The sequence below is a fragment of the Nocardia sp. NPDC006982 genome, assembly GCF_042869435.1.
In the GTDB taxonomy this organism is placed as follows: Bacteria; Actinomycetota; Actinomycetes; order Mycobacteriales; family Mycobacteriaceae; genus Nocardia.
The window spans coordinates 164,624-189,955 of sequence record NZ_JBIAFV010000013.1 but is presented as its reverse complement, the minus strand read 5'-3'; the positions used below and the strand labels follow the sequence as shown (position 1 = coordinate 189,955).

The 25,332-nt window shown below is 65.2% G+C and carries 27 protein-coding genes; 11 read left to right on the top strand and 16 right to left on the bottom strand.

The features are described from left to right. Positions 1-147 precede the first annotated feature (147 nt). Entirely contained in the window at positions 148-564 is a 417-nt protein-coding gene (locus ACFYOW_RS36780) for a PPOX class F420-dependent oxidoreductase (protein WP_387294659.1), read from the top strand. A 6-nt stretch (positions 565-570) separates the two neighbouring features. Here the strand turns inward: ACFYOW_RS36780 and ACFYOW_RS36775 are convergent, their stop codons facing one another. The 3 genes from ACFYOW_RS36775 to ACFYOW_RS36765 form a co-directional block, all read right to left on the bottom strand. Then, a complete protein-coding gene (locus ACFYOW_RS36775; RefSeq protein ID WP_387294658.1) occupies positions 571-1,272 on the bottom strand; it encodes a polysaccharide deacetylase family protein in 702 nt (233 codons plus the stop codon). Positions 1,273-1,341: 69 nt separating this feature from the next. Further along, the gene (lpdA, locus tag ACFYOW_RS36770) at positions 1,342-2,742 is read right to left on the bottom strand and encodes a dihydrolipoyl dehydrogenase (protein ID WP_387294657.1); all 1,401 of its coding nucleotides are present in this window, start codon (positions 2,740-2,742) and stop codon (positions 1,342-1,344) included. 349 nt (positions 2,743-3,091) lie between these two features. Beyond that, entirely contained in the window at positions 3,092-4,066 is a 975-nt protein-coding gene (locus ACFYOW_RS36765) for a dipeptidase (protein WP_387294656.1), read from the bottom strand. A gap of 169 nt (positions 4,067-4,235) precedes the next feature. Between ACFYOW_RS36765 and ACFYOW_RS36760 the strand changes: the two genes are divergently transcribed. From ACFYOW_RS36760 to ACFYOW_RS36750, 3 genes are all read left to right on the top strand, one after another. Further along, positions 4,236-6,287, top strand: coding sequence for a prolyl oligopeptidase family protein (locus ACFYOW_RS36760; RefSeq protein ID WP_387294655.1), 2,052 nt, complete (start codon positions 4,236-4,238; stop codon positions 6,285-6,287). 99 nt (positions 6,288-6,386) lie between these two features. Beyond that, positions 6,387-7,265, top strand: coding sequence for an alpha/beta fold hydrolase (locus tag ACFYOW_RS36755; protein ID WP_387294654.1), 879 nt, complete (start codon positions 6,387-6,389; stop codon positions 7,263-7,265). Then, complete coding sequence (locus ACFYOW_RS36750; RefSeq protein WP_387294653.1) at positions 7,262-7,900, top strand: TetR/AcrR family transcriptional regulator C-terminal domain-containing protein; 639 nt, start codon at positions 7,262-7,264, stop codon at positions 7,898-7,900. Before ACFYOW_RS36755 ends, ACFYOW_RS36750 begins: the two co-directional genes overlap by 4 nt. Here ACFYOW_RS36750 and ACFYOW_RS36745 read toward each other — a convergent pair. The 5 genes from ACFYOW_RS36745 to ACFYOW_RS36725 form a co-directional block, all read right to left on the bottom strand. Then, on the bottom strand, positions 7,897-8,328 hold the full coding sequence (locus tag ACFYOW_RS36745; RefSeq protein WP_387294652.1) for a nitroreductase family deazaflavin-dependent oxidoreductase: 432 nt from the start codon (positions 8,326-8,328) through the stop codon (positions 7,897-7,899). The genes ACFYOW_RS36750 and ACFYOW_RS36745 overlap by 4 nt on opposite strands. Before the next feature lie 66 nt (positions 8,329-8,394). Then, positions 8,395-9,255, bottom strand: a complete 861-nt coding sequence (locus ACFYOW_RS36740; protein WP_387294651.1) for an alpha/beta fold hydrolase — start codon at positions 9,253-9,255, stop codon at positions 8,395-8,397. A 30-nt stretch (positions 9,256-9,285) separates the two neighbouring features. Next, on the bottom strand, positions 9,286-9,918 hold the full coding sequence (locus ACFYOW_RS36735; RefSeq protein ID WP_040696569.1) for a TetR/AcrR family transcriptional regulator: 633 nt from the start codon (positions 9,916-9,918) through the stop codon (positions 9,286-9,288). A gap of 227 nt (positions 9,919-10,145) precedes the next feature. After that, positions 10,146-10,940 (bottom strand): HAD-IIA family hydrolase, encoded by a 795-nt coding sequence (locus ACFYOW_RS36730; RefSeq protein ID WP_387294650.1) that lies wholly within the window; start codon positions 10,938-10,940, stop codon positions 10,146-10,148. A 57-nt stretch (positions 10,941-10,997) separates the two neighbouring features. Beyond that, a complete protein-coding gene (locus ACFYOW_RS36725) occupies positions 10,998-11,381 on the bottom strand; it encodes a DUF2867 domain-containing protein (protein ID WP_387294649.1) in 384 nt (127 codons plus the stop codon). Positions 11,382-11,441: 60 nt separating this feature from the next. Here ACFYOW_RS36725 and ACFYOW_RS36720 point away from each other — a divergent pair, with 60 nt between their 5' ends. Then, a complete protein-coding gene (locus ACFYOW_RS36720) occupies positions 11,442-12,023 on the top strand; it encodes a TetR/AcrR family transcriptional regulator (RefSeq protein WP_387294648.1) in 582 nt (193 codons plus the stop codon). Between the two features lies 1 nt (position 12,024). On the opposite strand, the gene ACFYOW_RS36715 is transcribed toward ACFYOW_RS36720, so the two are convergent. Continuing rightward, positions 12,025-12,291 carry a hypothetical protein gene (locus ACFYOW_RS36715; RefSeq protein ID WP_387294647.1) on the bottom strand — a complete coding sequence of 89 codons (267 nt, stop codon included), beginning with the start codon at positions 12,289-12,291 and terminating at the stop codon, positions 12,025-12,027. Between the two features lie 120 nt (positions 12,292-12,411). Next, positions 12,412-12,732, bottom strand: coding sequence for an ArsR/SmtB family transcription factor (locus ACFYOW_RS36710; RefSeq protein ID WP_387294646.1), 321 nt, complete (start codon positions 12,730-12,732; stop codon positions 12,412-12,414). A 46-nt stretch (positions 12,733-12,778) separates the two neighbouring features. On the opposite strand from ACFYOW_RS36710, the gene ACFYOW_RS36705 reads away from it, so the two are divergent. Continuing rightward, a complete protein-coding gene (locus ACFYOW_RS36705) occupies positions 12,779-13,048 on the top strand; it encodes a hypothetical protein (protein WP_387294645.1) in 270 nt (89 codons plus the stop codon). Continuing rightward, complete coding sequence (locus ACFYOW_RS36700) at positions 13,045-13,959, top strand: MFS transporter (RefSeq protein ID WP_387294644.1); 915 nt, start codon at positions 13,045-13,047, stop codon at positions 13,957-13,959. The genes ACFYOW_RS36705 and ACFYOW_RS36700 overlap by 4 nt, the downstream gene beginning before the upstream one ends. A 45-nt stretch (positions 13,960-14,004) precedes the next feature. On the opposite strand, the gene ACFYOW_RS36695 is transcribed toward ACFYOW_RS36700, so the two are convergent. Further along, the gene (locus ACFYOW_RS36695; protein ID WP_387294643.1) at positions 14,005-14,463 is read right to left on the bottom strand and encodes a MarR family winged helix-turn-helix transcriptional regulator; all 459 of its coding nucleotides are present in this window, start codon (positions 14,461-14,463) and stop codon (positions 14,005-14,007) included. Positions 14,464-14,586: 123 nt separating this feature from the next. On the opposite strand from ACFYOW_RS36695, the gene ACFYOW_RS36690 reads away from it, so the two are divergent. Both ACFYOW_RS36690 and ACFYOW_RS36685 read left to right on the top strand, forming a co-directional pair. After that, the gene (locus ACFYOW_RS36690; protein ID WP_387294642.1) at positions 14,587-15,576 is read left to right on the top strand and encodes an SMP-30/gluconolactonase/LRE family protein; all 990 of its coding nucleotides are present in this window, start codon (positions 14,587-14,589) and stop codon (positions 15,574-15,576) included. A gap of 218 nt (positions 15,577-15,794) precedes the next feature. Then, a complete protein-coding gene (locus ACFYOW_RS36685; RefSeq protein ID WP_387294641.1) occupies positions 15,795-16,877 on the top strand; it encodes a DUF6585 family protein in 1,083 nt (360 codons plus the stop codon). A 155-nt stretch (positions 16,878-17,032) separates the two neighbouring features. On the opposite strand, the gene groL is transcribed toward ACFYOW_RS36685, so the two are convergent. After that, entirely contained in the window at positions 17,033-18,658 is a 1,626-nt protein-coding gene (gene groL, locus ACFYOW_RS36680) for a chaperonin GroEL (protein ID WP_387294640.1), read from the bottom strand. Between the two features lie 224 nt (positions 18,659-18,882). After that, on the bottom strand, positions 18,883-19,170 hold the full coding sequence (locus ACFYOW_RS36675) for a hypothetical protein (protein WP_245721169.1): 288 nt from the start codon (positions 19,168-19,170) through the stop codon (positions 18,883-18,885). A 185-nt stretch (positions 19,171-19,355) separates the two neighbouring features. Here ACFYOW_RS36675 and ACFYOW_RS36670 point away from each other — a divergent pair, with 185 nt between their 5' ends. Continuing rightward, positions 19,356-20,030, top strand: a complete 675-nt coding sequence (locus tag ACFYOW_RS36670; protein ID WP_387294639.1) for a suppressor of fused domain protein — start codon at positions 19,356-19,358, stop codon at positions 20,028-20,030. Positions 20,031-20,074: 44 nt separating this feature from the next. Beyond that, complete coding sequence (locus tag ACFYOW_RS36665) at positions 20,075-22,132, top strand: NAD(+) synthase (RefSeq protein WP_387294638.1); 2,058 nt, start codon at positions 20,075-20,077, stop codon at positions 22,130-22,132. 174 nt (positions 22,133-22,306) lie between these two features. Here the strand turns inward: ACFYOW_RS36665 and ACFYOW_RS36660 are convergent, their stop codons facing one another. The 3 genes from ACFYOW_RS36660 to ACFYOW_RS36650 form a co-directional block, all read right to left on the bottom strand. After that, on the bottom strand, positions 22,307-23,035 hold the full coding sequence (locus ACFYOW_RS36660) for a Clp protease N-terminal domain-containing protein (RefSeq protein WP_387294637.1): 729 nt from the start codon (positions 23,033-23,035) through the stop codon (positions 22,307-22,309). A 52-nt stretch (positions 23,036-23,087) separates the two neighbouring features. Next, positions 23,088-24,182: an NAD(P)/FAD-dependent oxidoreductase gene (locus ACFYOW_RS36655; RefSeq protein WP_387294636.1), complete on the bottom strand. Its 1,095-nt coding sequence runs from the start codon at positions 24,180-24,182 to the stop codon at positions 23,088-23,090. An 82-nt stretch (positions 24,183-24,264) separates the two neighbouring features. Then, positions 24,265-25,140, bottom strand: a complete 876-nt coding sequence (locus ACFYOW_RS36650; RefSeq protein WP_387294738.1) for an RNA polymerase sigma-70 factor — start codon at positions 25,138-25,140, stop codon at positions 24,265-24,267. Positions 25,141-25,332 lie beyond the last annotated feature (192 nt).

Below are 25,332 nucleotides of genomic sequence, written 5' to 3'. Positions count from 1 at the left end.
GACCGATGCGCGCCCCGCCGAGGGGCACTCTGGTCGAATGTTCACTATGTACCGGTGGTGGAGGTCTCTCGACCGATGCCGCAACCATTACATGGTGATCAACTGACCAGGGGGAAGGTCGGGGAGTTGTGGTGGGTTGGTGTGGGTATGGAAATTTCCTCGGCTGTTGATTTCGCGCGGACCACGAAGCGGTCCGTGCTCACGACGATCCGGCGCAATGGTCGCCCACAGCTGTCCAATGTGCTGCATGTAGTCGGTGACGACGGGATCATCCGCATCTCCATCACCGCCGACCGGGCCAAGTATCACAATCTGGTGCGCGATCCGTGGGCCGCCATCCACGTCACCCGCGACGACTTCTTCGCCTACGCCGTCATCGAGGGCACGGTCGATCTCACGCCCGTCGCCGCCGATCCCAACGACTCCACTGTCGACGAACTGGTCGGCTACTACCGAGCGGGCTCGGGCGAGCACCCCGACTGGGACGAATACCGCAAGGCCATGGTCACCGACCGCCGCGCCCTCGTTCGCCTTACACCCACCCACGCCTACGGCATGCTCTGACCATTCTCAGTGCTTCAGAAGCTCCGACACCGTGACGAATTGGTAACCGGCGGACCGGAGTTCGCCGACTATGCGCGGAATGGCGGCGAGGGATTCGTGCCACTGGCCCATGACATGCAGTAGGACGATGGAGCCGGGCCGCACCTTGGAGACGGTTTCGGCGACGATGGCGTCGGTATCGGCCTGCTTGCCCGAGTCGGGTTCCACATCCCAGGTGATCGTCGTGCGGTCGTGGTCGGAGAGATACTTCGGGAGCGCCCAGAGCTTCTTGCCGTACGGCGGGCGGAAGGTGACCGGACCCTGGTAACCGGTTTTCGCGATTTCCGCGTCGGTTCGTTCGATCTCGTCGCGGACGGTATCGCCGGAGACGAGCACCATGCGGCGATGGCTGTAGGTGTGATTGCCGATTTCGTGACCGGCCTGCGCAATGGCCCTGCCGTATTCGGGATGCGCGGCCAGATCCCGGCCCATGAGATAGAAGGTGGCCGGAATTTGGGCTTCGGCAAGGACTTTCAGCACTTCCGGCGCTTTGTCCGTTGGTCCGTCGTCCAGGGTCAATGCGACCACCTTGTCGGTCGTATCGACCCGGTTCACCAACCGCCCCGCCAGTTGGAAGGTGCGCGAGTTCATCAGGTAGTAGCCGCCGACCGCCAGCGCCAACGCCACCACGAGCACCAGCGCACTACCGATCAACCATTTGCGTCGCATTGTTCAGCTCCAATGAAAAACGGTGGCGCCCGGACCTTTCGGCCCGAACACCACCGTCTTCGACACGGATCAGAAGTTGATCATGTGGCCGGCGAGGCCGTGGAACGCTTCCTGCAGGGCTTCGCTCAACGTCGGGTGGGTGTGCACGTTGCGGGTCAGCTCGTTGACGGTCAGGTCCCACTTCTGGGCCAGGGTCAGCTCCGGCAGCAGTTCGGAGACGTCCGGACCGATGAGGTGGCCGCCGAGCAGTTCACCGTACTTGGCGTCGGCGACCAGCTTGACGAACCCGGTCGGATCGCCGAGGCCGTGCGCCTTGCCGTTGGCGGTGAACGGGAAGGTGGCGACCTTCACGTCGTAGCCCTCGTCGCGGGCCTGCTGCTCGGTGAGGCCGAAGCTGGCGACCTGCGGCTGGCAGAAGGTGGCGCGCGGCATCATCCGGTAGTCGCCGAGGGTGACCGTCGGCGCTCCGGCGATGGTCTCCGCGGCGACGACGCCCTGGGCCTCCGCGACGTGAGCCAGTTGCAGCTTCCCGGTCACGTCACCGATGGAGTAAATGTGCGGCACATTGGTGCGCATGTTGTCGTCGATGACGATGGCGCCGCGCTCGAGCGCGACACCGGTGTTCTCCAGGCCGTAGCCCTCGACCCGGGGCGCGAAGCCCACGGCCTGCAGCACCTTGTCGACGGTGACTGTCTCCAGGTTGCCGGTCTTGTTGTCCTTGATCGAGACGGTGACCTTGGAGCCGTCGTCGTCGATCGACTGCACGGCCGCACCGGTGGTGATGGTGATGCCGAGCTTCTTGTACTGCTTGGTGATCTCCTTGGAGACGTCGGCGTCCTCGTTCGGCAGCGCACGGTCCAGGAACTCCACGATGCGCACGTCGACGCCGTAGTTCTTCAGGACGTAGCCGAACTCCATGCCGATCGCGCCAGCGCCGACGATGAGGATCGAGCCGGGCAGGTCGCGGGTGAGGATCTGCTCCTCGTAGGTCACCACATTGGCGCTGAGCGAGGTGCCCGGCAGCAGCTTGGTGACGGTGCCGGTGGCGATGATCACGTTCGAGAAGGTGATCGTCTCGGTGCCGCCGCTGGACAGGGCGACCGAGAGGGTGTTCGCGTCGGTGAAGGTGCCCTTACCGTCGAACTCGTCGATCTTGTTCTTCTTCATCAGGAAGTGGACGCCCTTGACCCGGCCGTCGGCGACCTTGCGGCTGCGGTCGAACGCGACGCCGAAGTCGAAGCTCACGTCGCCGGAGATGCCGAAGGTCTTGGCTTCCTTGGTGAAGATATGCGCGAGTTCCGCGTTGCGCAGCAGCGCCTTGGAAGGGATGCAGCCCACGTTGAGGCAGACACCACCCCAATACTTCTGCTCGACGATCGCGGTACGGAGGCCAAGTTGTGCCGCGCGGATGGCGGCGACATAACCGCCAGGACCGGCACCGAGAACGACAACGTCGTAATGGGAAGTCACGCCGTCGAGCCTAACTCTGTCGAGCAAACTTCACCCACCGTCCCCCCGCAACTATGCGATACGCGCCACATAGTGCCGCGGCTTTCGGGTGCGCGGACCGATACGGAGGCAGATATCGCCTTGGCTGTCGCGCGCGGCCCAGTTCGGCGGTGAACTAAATCCGCTCGTACCGCCATCAGGTTCAATAGCCATTGGCTCTCGGCTCCGTGGCACGCCGGTTGATGTACACGGCACACCACAGCGGCTGTCTCGTGAACATTATTTACTCGAGACGGCGCACTGCCGCACACCCGCGACCGACCCCGGTTCCGAACTGAGGCGGCTTGTCGCCGGCGCGCGACCAGGGACCTCAGTCGCGCCAGACCTGCCGTGCGATACGGGCGAAGTTGCCACCGAACACCGCCGCTCGATCGGCCGCACTGAATCCGCGATCGGCGAGTACGGCATCCAGGCCGGGTAACTCACTCAGTCCGAGCAGATCTTCCGGCGGCACCCATTGCAGCGGCCCCCACTTGGTATACGCGTCGGAAAACGCCCCCGGATCCTGCGTGAGCATGTCGTTGAAATCCTCGGCATCGAAGGAGTAGTCGGATCCGATGCCGATATGTTCGATCCCGACGAGTTCCGCACCGTATTCGATATGCGCGGCCATTGCCGCGACCCGGTCGGCCCGGCCATCGATCGCATTCTGGCCCAGGAAGATCCCCACTCCATTGATACCGATAACGCCACCGGTCCGGGCACAGGCCCGCGCCTGTTCATCGGTGATATTGCGCGGATGCGCCCACAGCGCGGCGAAATTGGAATGGCTGTAGATCATCGGAACTTCGGTGCATTCGGCCAGGTCCAGTCCGGTGCGGCGGGAGCAGTGCGAACCGTCGACGAATATGCCGACCTCGTTCTGTTTGCGGACCAGATCTCGGCCGTAGGCGGTGAGTCCGGTGTCGTCGGTATCAAGACAGCCGCAACCCGCCGCATTGGCGTGGTTGTACGTCGGCAGCATTGAGCGAACGCCCAGTTCGTAGAACATCTCGAGGTTGTCCGGATCACCACCCAGCGGCCCGGAATCCTCCAGGTCGAAGGCCAGCGAAATGGTATCGGCGGCACCGATATCGGCGAACCGCTCGACCAGCCGGAACCGACCGTCGCCCAGCGCATCCCGGCGAAACTTGTGTAGCAGCGCGAGCGAATCCTCGGTCGACTGGTGTGAATACCCGACGTTCACCGATAAATACGACCCCAGCGGATACCGCGCCAGGTCGGCGATCCGAGCGGAATGCAGTAATGGCAGGCAGCAGTGCTGCTCCCAGAGAAACTGTGGCAAACCGGCCACCTTCCGCCTCGGTTCGGTATCGGAGCAGCGATCCTACTGATCCGACCGGTACGTATGTCACTACTCGCACCGATGTCTAGCAACCGGTAACAGGCCGCCCGAATTGCCCGATTCATCGAGTGATATCTCACCTTTAAAGCCTCTCGGCAACAATGTGGACATGACGGGCGTTGAGCAAACTGTGACCGATCCCTACCTGTGGCTCGAAGAAGTAACCGATGAGCGGGCCCTCGACTTCGCCCGCGCGCACAACGAGGTGGTTGTCGAGCGGTTCGCCAGCTCCGATCGGTTCACCGAGCTCGAGCGCCGCATCCTGGACATGCTCGACACCGACACCAAGATCGCCTACCCGGGCCGGCGCGGCCACTGGCTCTACAACTTCTGGCGCGATGCCGAACATCCGCGCGGGCTGTGGCGGCGCACCACCTTCGCCGAATACGCCAAGGAAGCGCCGGACTGGGACGTGCTGATCGACCTGGACGCGCTCGGCACCGCCGAGGGCGAGAACTGGGTATGGGGCGGCGCCGCGGTGCTGCGGCCGGAACAGTCGCGTGCGCTCATCAGCCTGTCCCGTGGCGGTGCGGATGCCAAGGTCGTGCGCGAATTCGATATCGAAACAAGGGAATTCATCGAGCCGGCCGACGGCGGTTACTTCCTGCCCGAGGCGAAATCCGAGATCCGCTGGATCGATATCGACTCGGTGTACGTAGGCACCGATTTCGGGCCCGGTTCGCTCACCGATTCCGGCTATCCGCGAATCGCCAAGCGCTGGCGGCGCGGCACCCCGCTCACCGAGGCCGAAACGGTATTCGAGGGCGAGGCGGGCGATGTCGCGGTCTCGGCAGGCTACGACCGGACACCCGGCTATGAACGGCATTTCGTCGGCCGCGCCACCGACTTCTTCAACGAAGAGGTGTATCTGCTCGAAAGCGACGGCAGTCTGCGGCATCTCGATGTACCGACCGACGCCAGCGAGTCCTGGTACAAGGATTGGTTCCTGGTCCGACTGAAGTCGCCGTGGGAAATCGGTGACAAGACCTACCCGGCCGGTGCGCTGCTGGCCATGGACTTCGAGAAATTCCTTTCCGGCGCAAGGGAATTCGAGGTGATCTTCACCCCGGACGAGCACACTTCACTGCACGGCTACGGCTGGACCGAGAACCATCTGCTGCTGATCACCCTCGAGGATGTGCAGACCAAGCTCTACGTCCTCACCCCCGGTCCGGACGGCTGGCAACAGGAGCCGCTCGCCGACACCCCGCCGATGGCGACCACCAGCGTGATGAATCTCGACCCGCTCGAGGGCGGCGACGAATTCATGCTGACCACAAGCGGATTCACCACTCCCGCCACCTTGCTCGCCAGCGCGGTCGGCGGCCGAACCGAACAACTCAAACAGGAACCCGGCTTCTTCGACGCCGACGGCATCGAGACCGAGCAGTTCTTCGCGCGTTCCGATGACGGAACCATGGTGCCGTACTTCGTGATCCGCCACCGCGACCGTAAGGACTCCCCCGGCCCGACAGTGATGTCCGGCTACGGCGGCTTCGAGGTATCCCGCACCCCCGCCTACAGCGGCGCCTCCGGCATGGGTTGGCTGGAACGCGGCGGCACCTGGGTGATGACCAATATCCGCGGCGGCGGCGAGTACGGACCGCAGTGGCACACCGCGGTGCAGAAGGCCAACCGGCACAAGGTCTATGAGGACTTCTCCTCGATCGCCAGGGATCTGGTGGCCCGCGGCATCACCACGCATGAACAACTGGGTGCGGTAGGCGGCAGCAACGGCGGCCTGCTCATGGGTGTCATGCTGACCCGCTATCCGGAACTGTTCGGCGCCATCGTCTGCCAGGTCCCGCTGCTCGATATGCAGCGGTATCACCTGCTGCTGGCCGGCGCGTCGTGGGTGGCCGAATACGGCGATCCGGACAAGCCCGAGGAGTGGGAGTACATCAGCAAGTACTCCCCCTACCAGAACGTCCGCGCCGACGCGTCCTACCCGCCGATCCTGCTGACCACCTCCACTCGCGACGACCGGGTCCACCCGGGCCATGCCCGCAAGATGGCGGCGCTGCTGGAGGAACAGGGCCACACCATCTGGTACCACGAGAACATCGAGGGCGGCCACGGCGGTGCGGCCGACAACAAGCAGTCGGCATTCCAGGCCGGACTCATCTACGAGTTCTTCACCCAGATGTTGATGGAGCGGTAATCAGGTCCAACCGGCCCGGTGCATCCTGCACCGGGCCGACCTGTTGCGGCGGTATGTCTACGACGTAGACTCGGTCTACGCTGTAGACAAGGAGTCGTCATGCGAATCGTCGATACCCCCGGCGCGCGACTGCACACCGAAGCGGCCGGAACCGGACCGGATCTGGTCCTGATCTCCGGTGGCGGTGGTGATGCCGGAATGTACGAGGCCGTCGTTCCCCTGTTGGCCGACCGCTACCGCGTCATCACCTTCGACCGGCGCGGCAATTCGCGAAGCCCGCTCACGGATTCGCACGCCGCGATCGATGTCGCGACGCAGGCGGCGGATGTCATCGCGGTCCTCGACGCCTACGCGATCGAGCGCGCACACGTCTTCGGCAGCAGCGGTGCCGCGATCATCACGCTCGAATTGCTCGCCGCACACACAGATCGGCTTATCGATGCAGTCGTGCACGAACCGCCGCTGGTCCAACTGCTGTCCGTCGAAAGCCCTGCGCGGCAGGAGATCGCCGACATTGGCGCACTCGCCGTTGCGAAGAGTCCGATGCGCGCGTTCGCGGCATTCGGCGTTATGACCATGCCGAATGTGCCACGGATCCTCCGATCGAATGCGGGACAAGCCCTGATGGCCGGTGCAAGTCGCGCATCGCTCGCGATCGGAGCCGCACTTCGCCGGATCACCCGAACTCAGCCGGCGACCATGAGCCGCCAACTGAACAATGCCGACCTGCTGCTGCGACGCGAACTGCCCGCCTTCTGCTTCGACTACCACCCGGACCTGGCCGCCCTCCGGAAGGTCGACGTGCCGTGGCAGCTGGCGACCGGACGCGAGAGCGTCGGCAAGCCGTACTACGTCGCAGCGCACGCACTGGCCGACGAACTCGGCCGCGACTGTGTGGAATTCCCTGGCGGACATGTGCCCTACCAGTTGCAGCCGAAGGAGTTCGTCACCCGGCTGGTGGAGCTGATCAGCGCATGAAAAAGCCGACTACCCGGATCGCACTGAATCGCGACTATATCGCCGCGGTGGCGCTGACCGTCATCGATACCGCCGGACTCGACGGCTTCACCATGCGGAAATTAGGTGTGGCTCTGGGGGCGGACCCGATGGCGGCCTACCGGCACTTCACCGATCAGCAGGACCTGTTCGACGGCATCGCCGAAGCGATGTTCGACGAACTCGAAATGGAAACCCTTCCGTGGCAGGAAGATTGGCCGGACTTGATGAGCGCCTACGCACATCGCCTCCGTTCCACACTCCGCCGCCACCCGAACGCCGTCCCGATCTTCGCAACAAGACCGGTCCGCAGCGCCGCGGCAATCGAAACCGGAAACTGGATGGTCGAACGCCTCCAAGGCGTCGGCTTCACCCCCACGGTAGCCCTGCAATTCGCCCGCTGCCTACGCGAATACGTAGTCGGACACATCCTCAGCCACACCGTAGCCGCCGTAGCATCCCAACGCAGTCGCAAACCCGCCCCGAACACCCCCGCCTACAACACCCTCGCCGCCGCCGACGACGCCACCGCAAACACCGACCACTTCGAAATCGGCCTAACCGCAATGCTCGACGGCTTCGCAAAACACCTCAGCGAAACCGCCGACCCCACTTAGGAATTGCCGTTCGCCGGAGCCAGGATGACCACCGGGATCTGCCAGGAGACCTTGGCCTGGAAGTCGGCGAGGAATGGCGCGTCGACCAGCTTGCTTTCCCAAAGCTGTTGCCGCTCATCGCCTTCCGCAACCGATGCGAACACCGGCCACGATTCGGTACCGACTTCGACGACGGCCTCGGGGTGCGCGGTCAGATTGTGGTACCACCCCGGACGATTCGGCCGGCCGCCATTGGCGGCGTAGACCACTACCCGGTCACCGTCGCGCTGAAAAGCCAGTGGCCAGGTTCGGGATTCGCCGGTGCGGGCGCCGGTGGTGGTCAGCAGTAGCAGCGGTATGTTCGCGAACTGCCCGCCGACCTTTCCCGCATTGGCGCGGAATTCCGCGATGACATCCAGATGTAGTTGCCGCCGTTGCTCATTCGACACGAGCACCAGCTTATGACAGCTTGCTCGATTGCGCTTCGTCGCGACGTAGGCGCGCGCGGTCCCCATCTAGCGGTCCCGCAACCACTTTTCGATTTGATCGACCGTGCTGCCGTACCGACGAATCCAGCCGTTGTGCCCCAATGGTTCCGGTTGTACCCAGGTGGTCACCTCGGCCTCGGGCATCTTGGCCAGCATATGTGCGGCCGAACTGCTCGGCGTGAGATCGTCGCCGGTCATGGTGATGGACAGCACCGGCAACTTCAGTCTGGCGATCCGCTCCTCGTAGTCGATATCCGCATCGACGGGCACGAAGCGGCCGGTGCGGGCCAACCGAGCCCAGTCCGACATCAGCACCTTCGACTGCCGTCCGAAGCCGCCGAGCGAGATGCGGTCGCCGGGCCAGAAGCCGGCCAGATTGGCCGTCAGCGACATGACCGCGGTGCCGGCCAGCATGCCAGGACCCAAAATACCCCGGAATCCACGGTGATACGGGGTGCCGGAGGCGATCAGGATCAGCCCACCCAGGCGGCCGCGGATCCGCGACGCATACAGCACCGCGAGCTGGCCGCCCATGCTGTGGCCGAGCAGATACGGGGTGCTGTCCGGGAACCGGTCGCGCACCACCGAGAAGATCGCCGGGAAGTCGACCGATGCCAGTTCGTGGTAGCCGAAGGTGCTCGCGGCGCTCGGGCGCGGGCGACTGTCACCCGTGCCGCGCAGCTCACCGATCGCGGCATCGAAGCCGCGCGCGGCCAGCTCCTGGGCGAACAGTTCGTAGTACCCGGCCGGGACACCGAGGCCGGGCACCATCACCACCACCGGACGCGGCGCATCCGGGCGCACCGGATGCCGATGCGCACCGGTCGCCGGGAACAGCCGCACCGGCACGGTGGTGCCGTCCGGCATCTGGATGGGAACCGTCTCCACAGAACGCACGCTAGCCGACGGCCGCCGCAACTACGCGCCGACCGCGCCCATGATCACTCGGCTGAGCACCCGGATCACGTCGTCCAGTGGCGGCCGCGGATCCGAACCGCTCCAGGAATCCACCACGTAGTTGACCGCGCCGATGATGGCCAGCACCCGCATCTCGTAGTCGCCCGTTGGGATTTCGCCGTGCAAGGCGGCATCCTCCGCGGCGCCGGCGAGTAGCGAACCCCAGACGCGACGCAACTCCAGCCGGAACTTCTCCACCTTCGGCCCGGCGCCGACGACCTCTACCAGCGCCACCCGCGCCTTGCGCGGATCGGAGCCGATGGATTCGACGTAGGCGCGCACCGAGGCATCGATGATCTCCAGCGCGGTCGCATCGGATTTCTTCTCGAGGGCGGCGGTCACCGCATCGCGCGATTCCCTATCGATCTGCTCGTAGAGTTCGAGTAGGAGGGATTCGCGGCCGGTGAACTCCTCATAGAACTGCCTCGAGGAGAGTCCGGCGTCCTTACAGATAGCGCCGACCGAACTATTGGCGTAGCCATCGCGCGCAAAGACCGTCAGGCCCGATTCCAGAAAACGCGCACGCCGCTGACGTTGCCGGTCCTCTACGGGTTGCCCGGCATACATTCGTCCCGTATTCGCATCCTGTGACATTGGGGCAGACAATACCGAAGGGCCCGATCCCCTCGTCATGGATCGGGCCGTTCGTCTCAACCTTCGGCCAAACAGGTGTTAGCCGAAAGTTGGCCGCTCGGTTGCTATTGCGCTTGCCGGATGCCGTGCTCCGATCTAACTGCCGCCACAGCGGGCGTCACTGACTGTTTGCCGCAACGGAGGATACCGAGAGGTTCGGCACGCCGAAAGTATTTTGCAGGACTTTTTTAGAATAATTCTTTCGACAGACCTTTCAACAACGCGAGCAGTTCCGCGACGGAATCGATGACGTGATCCGGCGCGGCCGAAGCCGCCGCCAGAACGGCGGGCCGGAATTTGCCGGTGCGCACCAGAACTCCGGTCATACCGGCATGTTGGGCGGCGAGCACATCAGCGTGCAGATCGTCACCGATCATCAACACCTCGGCAGGCTCGAGACCCATAAGGTCAGCGCAGGTACGGAATCCGGCCGCCGCGGGCTTGCCGACCACCGCGATCTCGGCATTGCCCGCCGCCTCCAGACCCGGCAGATACGCGCCCGCGTCGATGCGGAGCCCGGTATCGGTGGCCCAGGTCAGGCCGCTGTGCATCGCGACGACCGGAATACCGTCCAGCATCAGCTCGGCCACCCGGCTCAGCGCATCATGTGTGAATTCCGCACCGGCGCCGCCGATTACGATGACATCCGGATCTTCGTCGTCGAGAGTCAGTTCGGCGAGGTCGGCCGCGATATCGCCGTGATTGAGCACCCATACTGCCGCATCCGGGTAGCGGCGGCCCACATATTCGCCGGTGAGCCGGGCGGCGGTGACGATCTCCGCGGTATCGACATCGAACCCGGCGTCGCGCAGTCGCTCGGCGATCTCATCGCAGGTGCGGGAGGTGGTATTGGTGAGAAACCTTCGGCGCAAGCCGCTTTCGCGCACGCGGCGCACGGCATCGACCGCACCGTCGATCTCATGCCAGGAGGTCACCAGCACGCCGTCGATGTCGTAGAGCACACCGCGTATGTCGCCAGACATGGGTTCAGCCTACGACCGCAGAACAGAGTCGTCCCCGCATCCGTTCGAAACGGCGCGTCAGCGGGCGAAACTGCGGGCGGCGCGCGCGAGCATCCACGGCACGACGCGACTGTGGAATGGCCGCACGACGGCGAAATACCTTCGGCCCCAGTTATTTCGATACTTGACCAGTGAAGTGATGGTGACCGTACCGTCGTCGACGAGAACCGAGACGACAAAGTCGAGGACCGTCATCGCATCGGCGGTCACATGCTCGCGTTCATCGCATTCGCGATCGGGAAAAGGGTTGCCGAAGAATATCTTTCGGGTCCAATTCCGAGGATCGACGGGTGCGCCAGGTGGCAAAGTTATTACGTAGGAATCGATGTAATCCCAATCGGCCTCCGACGAACGCGCCAGCGTGGCTCGTTCGGGAATTTCGACTCGTCGATAACTCGGCATCGCATTCCTCCGATTACCCATACGGGAGCGTATGGAATGACCATACGGTAGCGTACGGGAATGGCACAAGGGGATGCGACCGCGAAGACACGGCTCAGCGCCGGCGATTGGGCACAGGCCGCACTAGACGCGCTGGCGGAGGGCGGTCTGGCGGCAGTCGCCGTCGAGCCCATCGCCAAGCGGCTCGGCACCACCAAGGGCAGCTTCTACTGGCATTTCAAGGACCGCGCGGCCCTCGTCGAGGCGGCACTGGCGCGCTGGGAGCAGCGCAGCACCGACGATGTGATCGCCGAGATCGCCATCGAGACCGATCCGGCCGAGCGGTTGCATCGACTTTTCGCCCAGGTCATCGACTACGCGGCCACCGGACGCATCGAATTGGCGCTATTGGCCTCGGCGGACCAGGCATCGGTCGCCGCGACGCTGCGCCGGGTCGCGGACCGGCGCATCGAATACGTGGCTGAACTGCTACGTGAATTGGGACTGACCGCCGGGCAGGCGCGGACCAGAGCGGTTGTCGCCGTGAGCATTTACCACGGCTTCAACCAACTGGCCCGCGTCTCCCCCGACGCGCTCCCGAGTACCGAGGAACAGCGAAGGATGTTGGTGGACAGCGCATTTCAGAGTCTGCTGCCGGACTGAATCAGCTGCCGCCGCCACAACCACCGCCGCCGCCTCCGCCACAGCCGCCCCCACCGCAGCTAGAGCCACCACCGCAGCTGGAGCCACCACCGCAGCTGGAGCCGCCGCCGCAGCCGCCGCCTGCGTCACCACCGCCGCCCGCGGCCCATCGACTCCGACTGCGGCGGTTGCGGCGTCGCAGATTGTCGCGGTTCGCGCGATTGATCATCACCAGCGCGCCGAACAACAGCACGATGCCGATCACGATCACGACCATGAATCCGTTCATTGTCCCCACCCCCGAGTGACGTTCAAGGCTTGTGCCCACCCCAAGTGCACCTGTTACGGAATCGCCGGTAAAGCCAATACTTTTGGGGCGTTTGAATAGCAGGCGGTCGATGCGCTCGGGTCAGGATTGCGAGCCGTTGATGATCGCATCGAGCAGGCCGGGGAAACGTTCCTCCAGCTCGTCACGCCGCAGTTCGACGAGTCGGTTGCGGCCGGAGACGTAGGTGGTCGTGACACCCGCGTCGCGCAGCACCTTCCAGTGGTGCGATGCGGTAGCGGCGGTGATCTCGACATCGAATTTGTCGATGGCACAACTGAGCGGTTCGCGGACCCCGGCGAGCGAGCGGATCAGCTCCAGCCGGATCGGATCGGCGATGGCGCTGAGCACCCGGATCAGGTCCAGGTCACCGGTGCTCGGCTGCGGTAGCTGGCGCACGTTCATCCTCCGATCGTTTGACAACCATCGAATTATATCTCAGCATCATAAGATGCTTCGACAATCATCGAACAATCTGTACCGATCTCTGATCCCGCTCGCCGTCGGCACCTTCGTGCTGGGCACCGACGGTTTCGTCCTCAATGGCATGCTCCCGCTCATCGCCCGCGACCTGGATGTTTCGGTGGCCACCGCGGGCCAGCTCACCACCATGTTCGCCTGGACCTACGCCATCGCCTCGCCGATCATCGCGGCGCGACCGGGTCCTGGGACCGGCGCTGGGTATTGGGCGGCGGTGCGGCGCTTTTCGTCATCGGCATGATCGGACAGGCTGCGGCGCAGGACTTTTCGGTGATGGCCGCAGCACGCATCGTTGCCGCGATCGGCGCGGCGGCATTCCAGGCCAATGCCTTCGCCGTGGCCGGGGTGGTCGCCGACGACGCGCACCGCGGCCGGGCGCTGTCGGTCGTCACCGCCGGAATCACGCTGTCCGCCGTCGCGGGCGTGCCGATCGGCATCTTCGTGGAGCGTTGGATCGGCTGGCGCGGGGTGCTCTGGGCGATCGCCGCGGGCGGCGCCATCGCGGCCGCGCTGGTGCTGCTGCTGCCGCGCGTCACCTTGCCGAGTACCGGATTGCGCGATCGCGTCGGCGTGCTCGCCCGGCCCGCCGTACTGCGGGTTCTGCTGGTGACGACGCTGCAGATGACCGCGGCCTATACGACCATCGTCTACCTGCCGGTCGTCGTTGCCCCATCGGTGCCGCAGGGACAACTCGCGTGGCTACTGCTGGTCATGGGCATCGGGCAGGTCATCGGCAACTCCCAGGCGGGCCGGGCGGTGGACCGCTTCGGCCCGGCAGGCACACTGACCGTCGGACTCGTCGGCAGTCTCGTCGGCCTGATGCTGCTCGGCCCGGCCACCCACGCCCACTGGGCGGTCTTCGCGGTACTCGGCCTGACCGGTCTCTTCGGATCCGCGATCCTGATCCCGCAGCAGTTGCGACTCTTCGCCATTGCCCATGATGCGCCGACCGTCGCGCTCGGACTCAATGGCTCGGCCATCTACCTCGGCAGCGGCATCGGTTCATTGCTCGGCGGCACGGTGCTCGATTCGTCGGGCGCGAGCTGGCTCCCGTGGACCTCCGCCGCGGTCGGCTTCGTCGCCCTCGCGCTAGGCGTCGCAACCCTGCGCCGACCGGAACGCGCCGAAACGGCGGTGGTCGTTCCGGCGTGAAATCGCCTGTACCCCAATAGCTCCCGGGTCGATACGAGCCGGGAGCTATTTTTTCGGCGCGGATTCGGGGCGGATGGAGTCGAGCAGGTCGGCGCAGCGGGTGAGCAGTTCACGTAGCGCGGCATGTTCGGCCTCGGTGAATTCGTCGGCCAGTGCGCGTTCCACGCGGACGGCATTCACGTCCGCCTCCTGCGCGAGCGCCGCCCCCGCTTCGGTGAGACGGGTCTCCAGGACGTTCTTGTGCCAGGCATGCGGGGTGCGCTCGATGAGCCCGCGGTCCTGGAGATTGGTCAGGATCGTATTCATGGTCGGCGGGGTCACCCCGCACAGCCGGGCCAGCGCGGCGGCATTGATACCCGGATTTTCGATGAGGAACAGCAGGGCCCCGTACTGGGGAACGGTGAGGCCCGCCGGTTTGAGCGCCGCGCTCTTCGCCGAGTTGAGGGCCTGTTCAGCGCGCTTGATATACGAGCCGAGGCGCTCGGAGGAGTGCATGGACGTCATATCCGCATGGTAACTGCCCGTCTACTGATTAGACTCTTGACGTTGATTAGAGTTCTAATATATGTTCGTGAACATCTTAAGATGTGAATGCATCCAGATGTTCGACTATCAGGAGCCAAGGGCATGTTCCGCACCATCTCGACCATCGCCACCGCCATCGCCTGCACCGCCGTCACGGCGTGCGGCACCGCGACGCAGGCCGCGAGCCAACCGGCGAGCCACATCAGCACCGCCTACGAACTGCCCGGTGATCGCGTCTACCCGGAGGGCATCGCCGTCGATCCCCGCACCGGTGACACCTACGTCGGCTCATACGCCAACGGCGCCGTCTACCGCGCAACACCCGGCGCAACGCGAGCCGAAATCTTCCTGCCCGAGGGGACCGACGGCCGCAAAACCGCCAATGGTTTGAAAGTCGATGCGGCAGGACGACTGTGGGTAATCGACTCGACCGCCGGAGTCGCGGTGTACGACACCGGCAGCCGTGCGCTGGTCGCCCGCTTCGATATCACCGGCACCGAACCGAGCCTGGTCAATGATCTGGCCATTACGCCGGACGGCAGCGCATATCTGACCGACAGCCTGCGACCGGTGGTCTACCGGGTCACCCCGGCGCAGGTCACCGCGGCGCACGGCGGAAAGGCGGATCTGACAACGCAATTCGACCTGAGCTCCATTATCGGCCCACACGCGCCCGACGCATTTACCTTGAACGGCATCGTGTCCGACGATTCCGGCCGCTATCTACTGATCGTCGATATGAACTCCGGTGAGCTGTATCGCGTTGCGACCGCGGCGAATTCGCCGGAAATTCGCAAGGTGACCATGCGCGGCCCCGACCTGAAACACGGTGACGGACTGGAACTGCACGGCAGCACGCTGTGGGCGGCCCAGAATGCGAGCAACACCATTACCCGCTGGAAGATCAGCGATGACGGCGCGACCGTCGAGCTGGAACGCACGGTCACCGATGACTCCCTGCGCATTCCCACCACATTGGTACACAGCAATGGTCGAACGCTGGTCGTCTCTTCCCAATTCGATAAGGGCGGGCCGATGGGCCCTGGCACCCCGACCATGCCATTCGCTGTCCTGACAGTCGACGGAATCTGATCCCGCCGCACGGCCGGTTCGTTCAGCGGACCGGCCATCGGCCTATTCGCCATATGACAACTTGATCTAAATCACGACGAAACGCCCGCACCCATCGCAGGTATGCCGCCGCGATGACGTAAGCTCGGCCGACTGACCGGGCACGCGGCTGGGGTGGCGACCTTCGGGCGAGTGTCATACGCTTCGCCGCGGAGGAAAACCGCCTCATGGAGGGACAATTGACCACTCCGAGCCATGGCGATGTCGGAACCGGCGGGCCACAAAAGGTTCCACTGTCGCAGCTGATCCACTTGATGGCCGAATATCAGAAGCTCGGCACGCACCGACAGACCTTTCTACCGGCGCCTGCGAGCGATACTTTCGTGCGTGGCTGCGGGATCGTCGCGGGCGGGTTCACAGCCGTCGGAGTAATCTGCGTGACGGTCGGGGCCTATCCCGGTGCGCTCGCGGTCGGTCTCCTCGGCCTGGTGCCCGCATCGCTGGCATTCTTCCGCGGGCGGCGCAATCGGCGGCACCGCGCCGCGCGGCTGGATCTTTTCGATGTCGGCATGACCGTGTACCGCTCCGGTGAGCAGGTGGCCGGGTTCCGCTGGGACAGTGCCGAAGTGCGGCAGCAGGTCATCCCGTTCCAGAATTCCGCGCACACCGAGTACTCGCTGCGGATGTCGGGCCCCGATGGTGCCGAGGCCGCATTCGACGACACCCTGTTCGGGGACGCGCGTGAGTGGGGCAGGGCCATTCAGTCGGCCGTCACTCTGGCCCAGCTCCCCCGCGCCGTTGCCGCCATCGATGACGGCGCGACCGTCCATTTCGGCGAAATCGCCCTCGACCTGGCCGCGCTCTATTTCCACAGCCGGGCCTACGCCTGGGAGCAGATCCAATTGATCGACGCCCGAAGCGGTTTGGTCCGCATGAAGGTCGACGGCAACTGGGTCTCGCTCACTCCCGTTGGCCAGATCCCCAACTTCTACATCTTCAACGAACTCGCCGAACGTCTACGCCTGGCCGCCGCCGCGGAGTTCGCCGCCGAATCGGCCGCAACCGAACCCGCGGATCCCGAACTGCCGACCGTCACACCGGCCGCCGAACCCGCTCCCCCCACCCCGGCCGTCGACTCCGATCCACTCACGCCGGTAGTCGAATCCAACCCACCCACGCCGGTAATCGACTCCGATCCAACAGTCGACAATGCGCCCGAGACAGCTGCCGATCAACAAATCGAACCCCCCACCCCAGCGGCCAAGGGCACCTCTAAAACCCCCAACCGGCCCACCCCGGACCTGAGCGCCGCCTCGAATTAACCCCCGCCCCAACCATATCCACCGAACCAACAGTCTGGATCCGTTCGGCTATCCCGATTCCATTCATCGTTCTGATCGGCCAACCAAAGACCGAAGGCCGGTCCACCATTGGTGGACCGGCCTTCGGGTCTAGATGTGTTGCAGAGAGGCGGGACTCAGAAGTCCATGCCGCCCATGCCACCGGTCGGGTCGCCGGCGGGAGCGGCGGTCTTCTCCGGCTTGTCGGCGACGACGGCCTCGGTGGTGAGGAACAGGGCCGCGATGGAGGCCGCGTTCTGCAGGGCCGAACGGGTGACCTTGACCGGGTCGGCGACACCGGCTGCCAGGAGGTCCTGGTACTCGCCCGAGTCGGCGTTCAGGCCGTGGCCGGCCGGGAGGTTCGAGACCTTCTCGGCGACAACGCCGGGCTCGAGGCCCGCGTTGAAGGCGATCTGCTTCAGCGGAGCCGACAGCGCGACACGCACGATGTTCGCACCGGTCGCCTCGTCACCGGTGAGCTTGAGGTCGTCCAGCGCCGGAGCCGACTGCAGCAGGGCCACGCCACCACCGGCGACGATGCCCTCCTCGACGGCGGCCTTGGCGTTGCGCACGGCATCCTCGATGCGGTGCTTGCGCTCCTTGAGCTCGACCTCGGTCGCGGCGCCGGCCTTGATCACCGCAACACCGCCGGCCAGCTTGGCCAGACGCTCCTGCAGCTTCTCCCGGTCGTAGTCCGAATCCGAGTTCTCGATCTCGGTGCGGATCTGCGCGACGCGGCCCTTGATGGCCTCCGCGTCACCCGCGCCCTCGACGATGGTGGTCTCGTCCTTGGTGATGACGACCTTGCGGGCCTGGCCGAGCAGCTCGATGCCTGCGGTCTCCAGGGAGAGGCCGACCTCTTCGCTGATGACCTCGCCACCGGTCAGGATGGCGATATCGGCGAGCTGCGCCTTGCGACGGTCACCGAAGCCCGGCGCCTTGACGGCAACGGACTTGAAGGTGCCGCGGATCTTGTTCACGACCAGAGTCGACAGGGCCTCGCCCTCGACGTCCTCGGCGATGATCAGCAGCGGCTTGCCGGCCTGGATGACCTTCTCCAGCAGCGGCAGCAGGTCCTTGACGGTGGAAACCTTGGAACCGACGAGCAGGATGTACGGATCCTCGAGGACCGCTTCCTGACGCTCCGGGTCGGTCACGAAGTAACCGGAGATGTAGCCCTTGTCGAAGCGCATACCCTCGGTGAGCTCCAACTGGAGCCCGAAGGTGTTGCTCTCCTCGACGGTGATGACGCCTTCCTTGCCGACCTTGTCCATGGCCTCGGCGATCAGCTCACCGATGGACGCGTCGCCGGCCGAGATACCGGCGGTAGCGGCGATCTGCTCCTTGGTGTCGATCTCCTTGGCGGTCGCGAGGAGCTTGGTGGTGACGGCCTCGACGGCCTTCTCGATGCCGCGCTTGAGACCCAGCGGGTTGGCGCCGGCCGCGACGTTACGCAGGCCCTCACGTACGAGCGCCTGAGCGAGCACGGTGGCGGTGGTGGTGCCGTCGCCCGCGACGTCGTCGGTCTTCTTGGCGACTTCCTTGACCAGCTCGGCGCCGATCTTCTCGTACGGGTCCTCCAGCTCGATCTCCTTGGCGATGGAAACACCATCGTTGGTGATCGTGGGGGCGCCCCACTTCTTCTCCAGGACAACGTTGCGCCCCTTGGGGCCCAGCGTCACCTTGACCGCGTCGGCGAGGGCGTTCAGACCCCGCTCGAGGCCGCGACGGGCCTCTTCGTCGTACGCAATTGTCTTGGCCATTGCGTTGAGATCCTCCACATGTATATGGCTGACACACAGGTCGATCGCAGGTTGGATCGCCCCATTTACGCTGGCCAGGTTCGGTGCCCGCGACGGACGACCGAGGGTGTCGATGTGACCCGGTCTCACCGTCCCGACCTGGCACTCACACGTCGAGAGTGCCAAGCCCTTTTTAGCACTCTGGGGTATCGAGTGCAAGGTCCGACCCGCTGCTCAGCACCGACTCAGGCCGAGCTGCGGTCGTCCACCCGGAGTATCAATGCGACGAAAGCATCGGCCCGGCGCTCCTCGGGCGTGCGTGGTTCACCCTCATCGACCGTTACGAGTTCCGCGTCGTTCAGCAGCAACTCCGCCTCCACCCGCATGATCGCCCGAATGAACGGTGGCGCGACATCGGGCGGCAGGTCGCCGTTGATGATGTAGCTGCCGTCGGGCTGCGATTCGGTGGAGACATAGGTCAGCGCACGCTCGAGGTCAGCGCGTCGCTCCCCCGCAACTAGGTCGGAATCCATGCCATCCGCCATTGCTATAGCTTACCGGTGCGCCGGATCAGCCCTTTCCCGACAGGCCGACCAGTCCGGGATCCGTGGCGCCGACCCGGGTCGTACGAGCAGCAAATCGCTGTCCGGCAATGGCTTACGATCCGCCGATCCAGCGCAGCGCGGCGCATGATCGGCGCCGACCTTATGGTGTCCAGGTGAGTGAAAGTCCGGGCTGGAACGCTATCGACGCCGCGTTGGAGCAGCTGTACCACGACACCGCACCCAGCCATTGGGGGACGGGGGTCCCCTGGTCGCTCGGCGGGCCCGATCCGCTGGACGGCATCAGCGCCTATCCGCGCACCGAACCGGTCCCGCACTGGCACTACATCAGCTACGGCATGACCGAGCTGTACGAGAAGGAATGGGATAACCCGGACGAATCGGGCTGGGGATTCGAATTCACCTTCCGCTTGCTGCGCACCCCGGCCGACGAGAAACCGCCGGTCTGGCCCGCGAACTTCCTGCAGAATCTGGCCCGCTATGTGTTCCAATCCGGGAATTGGTTCGAACCGGGCCACACCATCAAGTCGAACGGCCCGATCGCCGCGGACCATCCGGATTCGGATATCCAAGCCGTCGCCTTCACCGTCGACCCGGAGCTCGGCACCATCGACACACCGCACGGGCGGATGCAGTTCCTGCAGATCGTCGGCCTGACCATGCCGGAGTACCGGGCCGCGCAGGGCGGGCACACGCTGGCGGTGCTCGACGAACTCGCGCCGCGGCTGCCGCTGTTGGTCACCGATATCGAGCGCGGACCGCTCATGGAGGAACCGAAGACCAAGGCGAAATGGCCGCGCTGGGGCGGGGGCCTGACCGGGCGGGCGTAGATTTCGCCATGGAGGAAGATCAACGATCCCGAAGGGGGACGCCCGTGCCCGCATTGCCGTTCGATTCGCTCTATCGACACGGGTTCGCGCGGGTGGCGGTCGCGGTGCCGCGGATCCGGGTCGTCGATCCCGCGTTCAATGTCGAGCAGACGCTCGAGCTCGCTCGGCAAGCGGCCGCCGACGGCGCGGTGCTGACGGTCTTTCCCGAACTCGGACTCTCCAGCTACACCGCCGACGATCTGTTCCACCAGGATGCGCTCGACGACGCGGTGGCCGCGGCAATCGAGCAGCTCGTCGTGGCGAGCGCGGAGATCGATACGGTGCTGGTGATCGGTGCGCCGGTGCGGACGCAGGGGCGACTGTTCAATTGCGGCATCGCGGTATGCCGCGGCACGGTGCTCGGCGCCGCACCCAAGAGCTATCTGCCGAACTATCGCGAGTTCTATGAGAAGCGCCAGTTCGCGGCGGCACGCGAGACCCTGGACGACCACATCACGATCGCGGGTCAGCGGGTGCCGTTCGGATCCGATCTGTTGTTCACCGCGACCAATCTCGACGGCTTCGTATTCCACCTGGAAATCTGTGAGGACGGCTGGGTTCCGTTGCCGCCCAGTGGATATGCCGCGCTGGCCGGTGCGACGGTGCTGGTCAATCTGTCGGCGAGCAATATCGTCATCGGTAAGGCCGACTACCGGCGCGCGCTGTGCACCTCGCATTCCGCGCGCTATCTGGCCGCCTATCTGTATTCGGCTGCGGGACACGGTGAATCGACCACCGATATGGCCTGGGACGGACAGGCGCTGGTTTGTGAGAACGGGGATCTACTCGCCGAGGGCGAGCGGTTCTGCGACCATCCCCAGTTGATCACCGCAGATCTCGATCTGCAGCGACTGGCCGCGGATCGCATTCGCACCACCAGTTTCGCCGACAATGTGCACGATCACCGCGACCGGCTGGTGCGGCTGCGGCGTATCGAGGTCGAGTTGCCGGTTCCGACGAGTGCCATCACCCTTGGGCGCGAAATCCAGCGCTTCCCTTACGTTCCCAGCGATCCGGCCGCGCGCAACGAACGGTGCGCAGAGGTGCATCACATCCAGGTCGAGGGCCTGAGCACCCGGTTGCGTGCGACCGGCAGTCAGCGCTTGGTCATCGGTGTATCCGGTGGATTGGACTCCACCCAGGCGCTGATCGTCGCGGCCAAAACCATGGACCGGCTCGGACTGCCGCGCGCGAATGTGCTGGCCTACACCATGCCCGGCTTCGCGACCAGCACCCGAACCCGCACCGACGCACACGCGCTGATGGACGCGCTCGGCGTGACCGCGCAGGAGATCGATATCCGCCCGTCCGCCACCCAGATGCTGCGCGACCTGAATCACCCTGCCGCCGAAGGTATTCCGCAGTACGACATCACCTACGAGAATGTGCAGGCGGGCGAGCGCACTTCGCATCTGTTCCGACTTGCCAACCAGCACAACGCACTCGTGGTCGGCACCGGCGATCTCAGCGAACTCGCCTTGGGCTGGTGCACTTTCGGCGTCGGCGACCATATGGCGCACTACAGTGTGAACGCCTCGGTCCCCAAAACACTGATCAAATATCTGATCGCCTGGGCGGTCGACACCGATCAGTTCGGCCCCGAGGCGGGCCGGGTGCTGTCATCGATCCTGCAGACCGAGATCTCGCCGGAGTTGGTGCCCAGCCACGATTCCACCGCACCGAGCCAGAGCTCCGAGGCCACCGTCGGCCCCTACGAACTGCAGGACTTCCACCTCTACTACATGCTGCGCTTCGGTTACCGCCCGAGCCGGGTCGCCTACCTGGCCCGGCACGCCTGGTCCGAGCGCGACCGCGGCAGCTGGCCGGACCTCATTCCGGCCGACCAGCGCAACACCTACGACCTGCCGATCATCAAACACTGGCTCGCCGAATTCCTGCGCCGCTTCATCCAGACCAGCCAGTTCAAACGCTCCACCCTGCCCAATGCCCCGAAAGTCGGTTCGGGCGGCTCACTTTCACCGCGCGGCGACTGGCGTGCGCCGAGCGACGCCTCGGCCGCCGCCTGGCTGGACGAACTCGCCCGCAACGTCCCGGAGAACTGAGCCACCGTCAGGCAGCGACCGGCTCACGGTATTCGAGCGGGATCCGTGAGCGCACCGACATACCCCGCGATCGGATGGCCCTGCGCTGCCGTGTCCTGGCCGCGTGCGCAGATCGAACGCCGATGACTATCCAGGCAATTCGACGTCGTCCAGCGATGAACGCGGCCCGGGTGTTCATGACTTCTCGGCGGCGATCACCGACAGCAGTTCGGACAGATCGGCTTCGGCCTTCGCCTTGTCGACGCCGAGATCGGACAGGATTCCGGAACCGTTCTCCTGTTCGAGCAAAGCGAGCAGGACATGTTCGGTGCCGATGTAGTTGTGTCCCAAGCGAAGTGCCTCACGGAAGGTCAGCTCGAGCACCTTCTTGGCCTCGGCGCCGAACGGAATGAGCGCAGGCACCTTCGCCGGATCGGCTGGCTGCCGGGCGATGGCGTCGTTTGCCGCATCCCGGACCGCGTCGAGTTGCACCCCTTGCGCGATGACCTCCCTGGCGCCGAGGCCTTCCGGTTGGGACAACAGGGCCAGCACCAGATGTCCGATGGAGATCTCCAGATGACCGGAGGTGCGAGCCGCCTCCTGCGAGGCCACCACCATCTTCCGCGCGCGCGGCGTGAACTTCGCGAAGCCCGCATTGGGATCCATGGCCGCCGGATCACCCGGCCCCTTGGGGACGAACCGCTTCTGCGCGGCCTGTTTGGTGACGCCCATGCTGGCGCCGATATCGGTCCACGAGGCGCCGGAGCGGCGGGCCTGATCCACGAAGTGGCCGATCAGATGATCGGCCACTTCGCCGAGATGCCCGGCCGCGACCACCGCATCGGAGAGTTGGTCGAGCACATTGTCCGGACGTGCCTTCTTGATGCCCTCGATCAGATCGTCGAGTCGTACGTTGATTGCCATACGTCAACCATAGGTTGACGATCCGGTACCGTCAACCGTTAGTTGACGATATTCAGGGACGCGCCGCCCCAGCCGCACCACGCACGATCTGCTCCTTGAACCAGGCCGCCGTCCGCCCGGTGAGCACGGTCCGCCCCGGCGAGTCGTCCGCGTGCAGAAACTGGATGACGCCATCGCGCCGACCAAGGCTGATGCACTGGAAGAAGTACCGGAACCGCAGCTCACGTGGTGCGCAACCGGCCAGCCGTGCGACAACGGCATCGGCCGCGTACTTGCCGGTGGGCAATGCCGTCGCACAGGCCATCCGCAGTTCCCGACCGCCCGGACCCGCGATGACGGCAGCGTCGCCCGCCGCGTAGACATCCGGATGCGATACCGACCGCAATGTCTCGTCGGTCAGCACCCGACCATGCCCGTCCACGGCGAGCCCGGCCCGCTCGGCCAGCTCCGGCACCCCGAATCCGGCGGTCCACACCGTCGCTGCGGCCTCGACGACCGACCCGTCGGCCAATCGCACGCCCTCCGGCGTCACCTCGATAACCTTTGCATCCGAACGGATCTCGACACCCAGTCGTTCCAGCACCCGTCGCACATGGTCGCGCGCCCGCGTCGACAGCCAGGAGGCGGGCTCATCCGAGCCGAGCAGCACCACCCGCGAATCCGGCCGGGCCTCGGCCAGTTCCGCGGCCAGTTCGATACCGGTGGCACCGCCACCGACCACCGCGATCCGCTCCGCCGGAATACCGGACCGCAGAAACTCCGAATCCTCCGGTGTGGAAACCGAATACGCGTATTCGGGCACACCTTGCACGCCCGCCGGATCGTTCGTACTGCCCAACGCGTAGATGAGCGAGTCGTATTCGAGATCCGGTGCGCCGTCGAGGATCACCTGCTTGTGGTCGGCGTCGATCCCCTGCGCCCACGCCAGCACGAAGTGGATTCGCTTGGGTTCGAGCAACTCTCGCAGATCCCATTCCGGAATCGACTGCCCCGCACTGTATTGGTGCAGCCGCACCCGTTCGACGAAGGTCGCGCGGGCGTCGACAACGGTGATGTGGGCGTCGCGGGCGGTGCGCGCCAACCTGCGGGCCGCCGCCAACCCCGCGTATCCGGCGCCCAGGACGACGATTCGATGCTGTCCGGTCATGATGTGGCTCCCTTTCGATCGGCCGACACCCCTTAGACTGGGCAGCCCTCCGATCCCTGACAGCCTCGAATAATGACCCGCGTCACTCCCGCCCGATATAGGAAAGCTTCTCCGGATTGACGATCAAGCGCAGCGCCGTCACCGCATCGTCGAGGGTGTCCACGCCGACGACCAGCGCAGGTTCCCCCGCCAACCGCACGACGACCCCGAGCGCGCCGTTGATCTCCTCCAGCGCCATCACCATCCCCGGCACCTCCCACCGGAACAGTCCGGCCACATACCGCGCGACCGCGGGAGCCCCGACGATCGGGCGCCGCGCCGCGGTGACCTGACCGCCGCCGTCCGCGGTCGAGACGACATCGGCCGCGAGCATCCGCTCCAGTGCCTCGATATCCCCGATGCGAGCCGCCTTCAGGAAGCGCTCGATCAGCTCGCGGGCTTGATCGGCCGGAACATCGAAGCGCGGGCGCCCCTCGCGCACCCGGATACCGGCCCGGCGGAATATCTGCTGCGAATTGGCCTCGGATACCGCGAGCATGTCCGCGATCTCCCGGTGGGCGTATCCGAATGCCTCGCGCAGCACGAAAACCGCCCGCTCGATCGGGCTCAACCGTTCCAATGCGGTCAGCAGCGCCAGCGACACCAGCTCGCGCTCCTCCACCGTCTCCAACGGCCCGAGCTCGCCGCGCGCGGTCGGCACCGGCTCGGGCAGCCACGGTCCGACATAGGTCTCGCGGCGGGCCCGGGCCGAAACCAGCCAGGTGCGGCAGAGATTCACGACCGCCGTGGTCAGCCAGGCCTCGGCCGAGCGAATCGTGCTGCGGTCGGTGCCATCCCAGCGCAGGTAGGTCTCCTGTACCGCGTCCTCGGCCTCGATCGCGGAGCCGAGCATCCGATAGGCGAGCGCGAACAGGCGCGGGCGATGCGCCTGGAATTCGCGCAATCCATCCGGTTCCACCGCCACCTTCTTCCGTGCTCGGCCGCCGAAGATGACGGTACCGGTCGGGATCCATCCGGCCTTCGACAGTTCGGTGGCCGACCCGATGGTCCGGCCACCACCGAGAACCCGACCCAGATCGAATCCCCAGAAGCCCAAACCACCAAGTGCCGCAACGCTGCTCATAGCCGCAGCATTCCCGCGCGACCTAGA

Coding starts and splice junctions, on each gene's coding strand:
- ACFYOW_RS36705 (WP_387294645.1), top strand. CDS start 12,779: ATGCTTCGACAATCATCGAACAATCTGTACCGATCTCTGATCCCGCTC.
- ACFYOW_RS36690 (WP_387294642.1), top strand. CDS start 14,587: ATGTTCCGCACCATCTCGACCATCGCCACCGCCATCGCCTGCACCGCC.
- ACFYOW_RS36675 (WP_245721169.1), bottom strand. CDS start 19,170: ATGGATTCCGACCTAGTTGCGGGGGAGCGACGCGCTGACCTCGAGCGT.
- ACFYOW_RS36750 (WP_387294653.1), top strand. CDS start 7,262: ATGAAAAAGCCGACTACCCGGATCGCACTGAATCGCGACTATATCGCC.
- ACFYOW_RS36720 (WP_387294648.1), top strand. CDS start 11,442: ATGGCACAAGGGGATGCGACCGCGAAGACACGGCTCAGCGCCGGCGAT.
- ACFYOW_RS36695 (WP_387294643.1), bottom strand. CDS start 14,463: ATGACGTCCATGCACTCCTCCGAGCGCCTCGGCTCGTATATCAAGCGC.
- ACFYOW_RS36775 (WP_387294658.1), bottom strand. CDS start 1,272: ATGCGACGCAAATGGTTGATCGGTAGTGCGCTGGTGCTCGTGGTGGCG.
- ACFYOW_RS36760 (WP_387294655.1), top strand. CDS start 4,236: ATGACGGGCGTTGAGCAAACTGTGACCGATCCCTACCTGTGGCTCGAA.
- ACFYOW_RS36725 (WP_387294649.1), bottom strand. CDS start 11,381: ATGCCGAGTTATCGACGAGTCGAAATTCCCGAACGAGCCACGCTGGCG.
- ACFYOW_RS36730 (WP_387294650.1), bottom strand. CDS start 10,940: ATGTCTGGCGACATACGCGGTGTGCTCTACGACATCGACGGCGTGCTG.
- ACFYOW_RS36655 (WP_387294636.1), bottom strand. CDS start 24,182: ATGACCGGACAGCATCGAATCGTCGTCCTGGGCGCCGGATACGCGGGG.
- ACFYOW_RS36735 (WP_040696569.1), bottom strand. CDS start 9,918: ATGTCACAGGATGCGAATACGGGACGAATGTATGCCGGGCAACCCGTA.
- ACFYOW_RS36755 (WP_387294654.1), top strand. CDS start 6,387: ATGCGAATCGTCGATACCCCCGGCGCGCGACTGCACACCGAAGCGGCC.
- groL (WP_387294640.1), bottom strand. CDS start 18,658: ATGGCCAAGACAATTGCGTACGACGAAGAGGCCCGTCGCGGCCTCGAG.
- ACFYOW_RS36780 (WP_387294659.1), top strand. CDS start 148: ATGGAAATTTCCTCGGCTGTTGATTTCGCGCGGACCACGAAGCGGTCC.
- ACFYOW_RS36660 (WP_387294637.1), bottom strand. CDS start 23,035: ATGGCAATCAACGTACGACTCGACGATCTGATCGAGGGCATCAAGAAG.
- ACFYOW_RS36700 (WP_387294644.1), top strand. CDS start 13,045: ATGATCGGACAGGCTGCGGCGCAGGACTTTTCGGTGATGGCCGCAGCA.
- ACFYOW_RS36710 (WP_387294646.1), bottom strand. CDS start 12,732: ATGAACGTGCGCCAGCTACCGCAGCCGAGCACCGGTGACCTGGACCTG.
- ACFYOW_RS36715 (WP_387294647.1), bottom strand. CDS start 12,291: ATGAACGGATTCATGGTCGTGATCGTGATCGGCATCGTGCTGTTGTTC.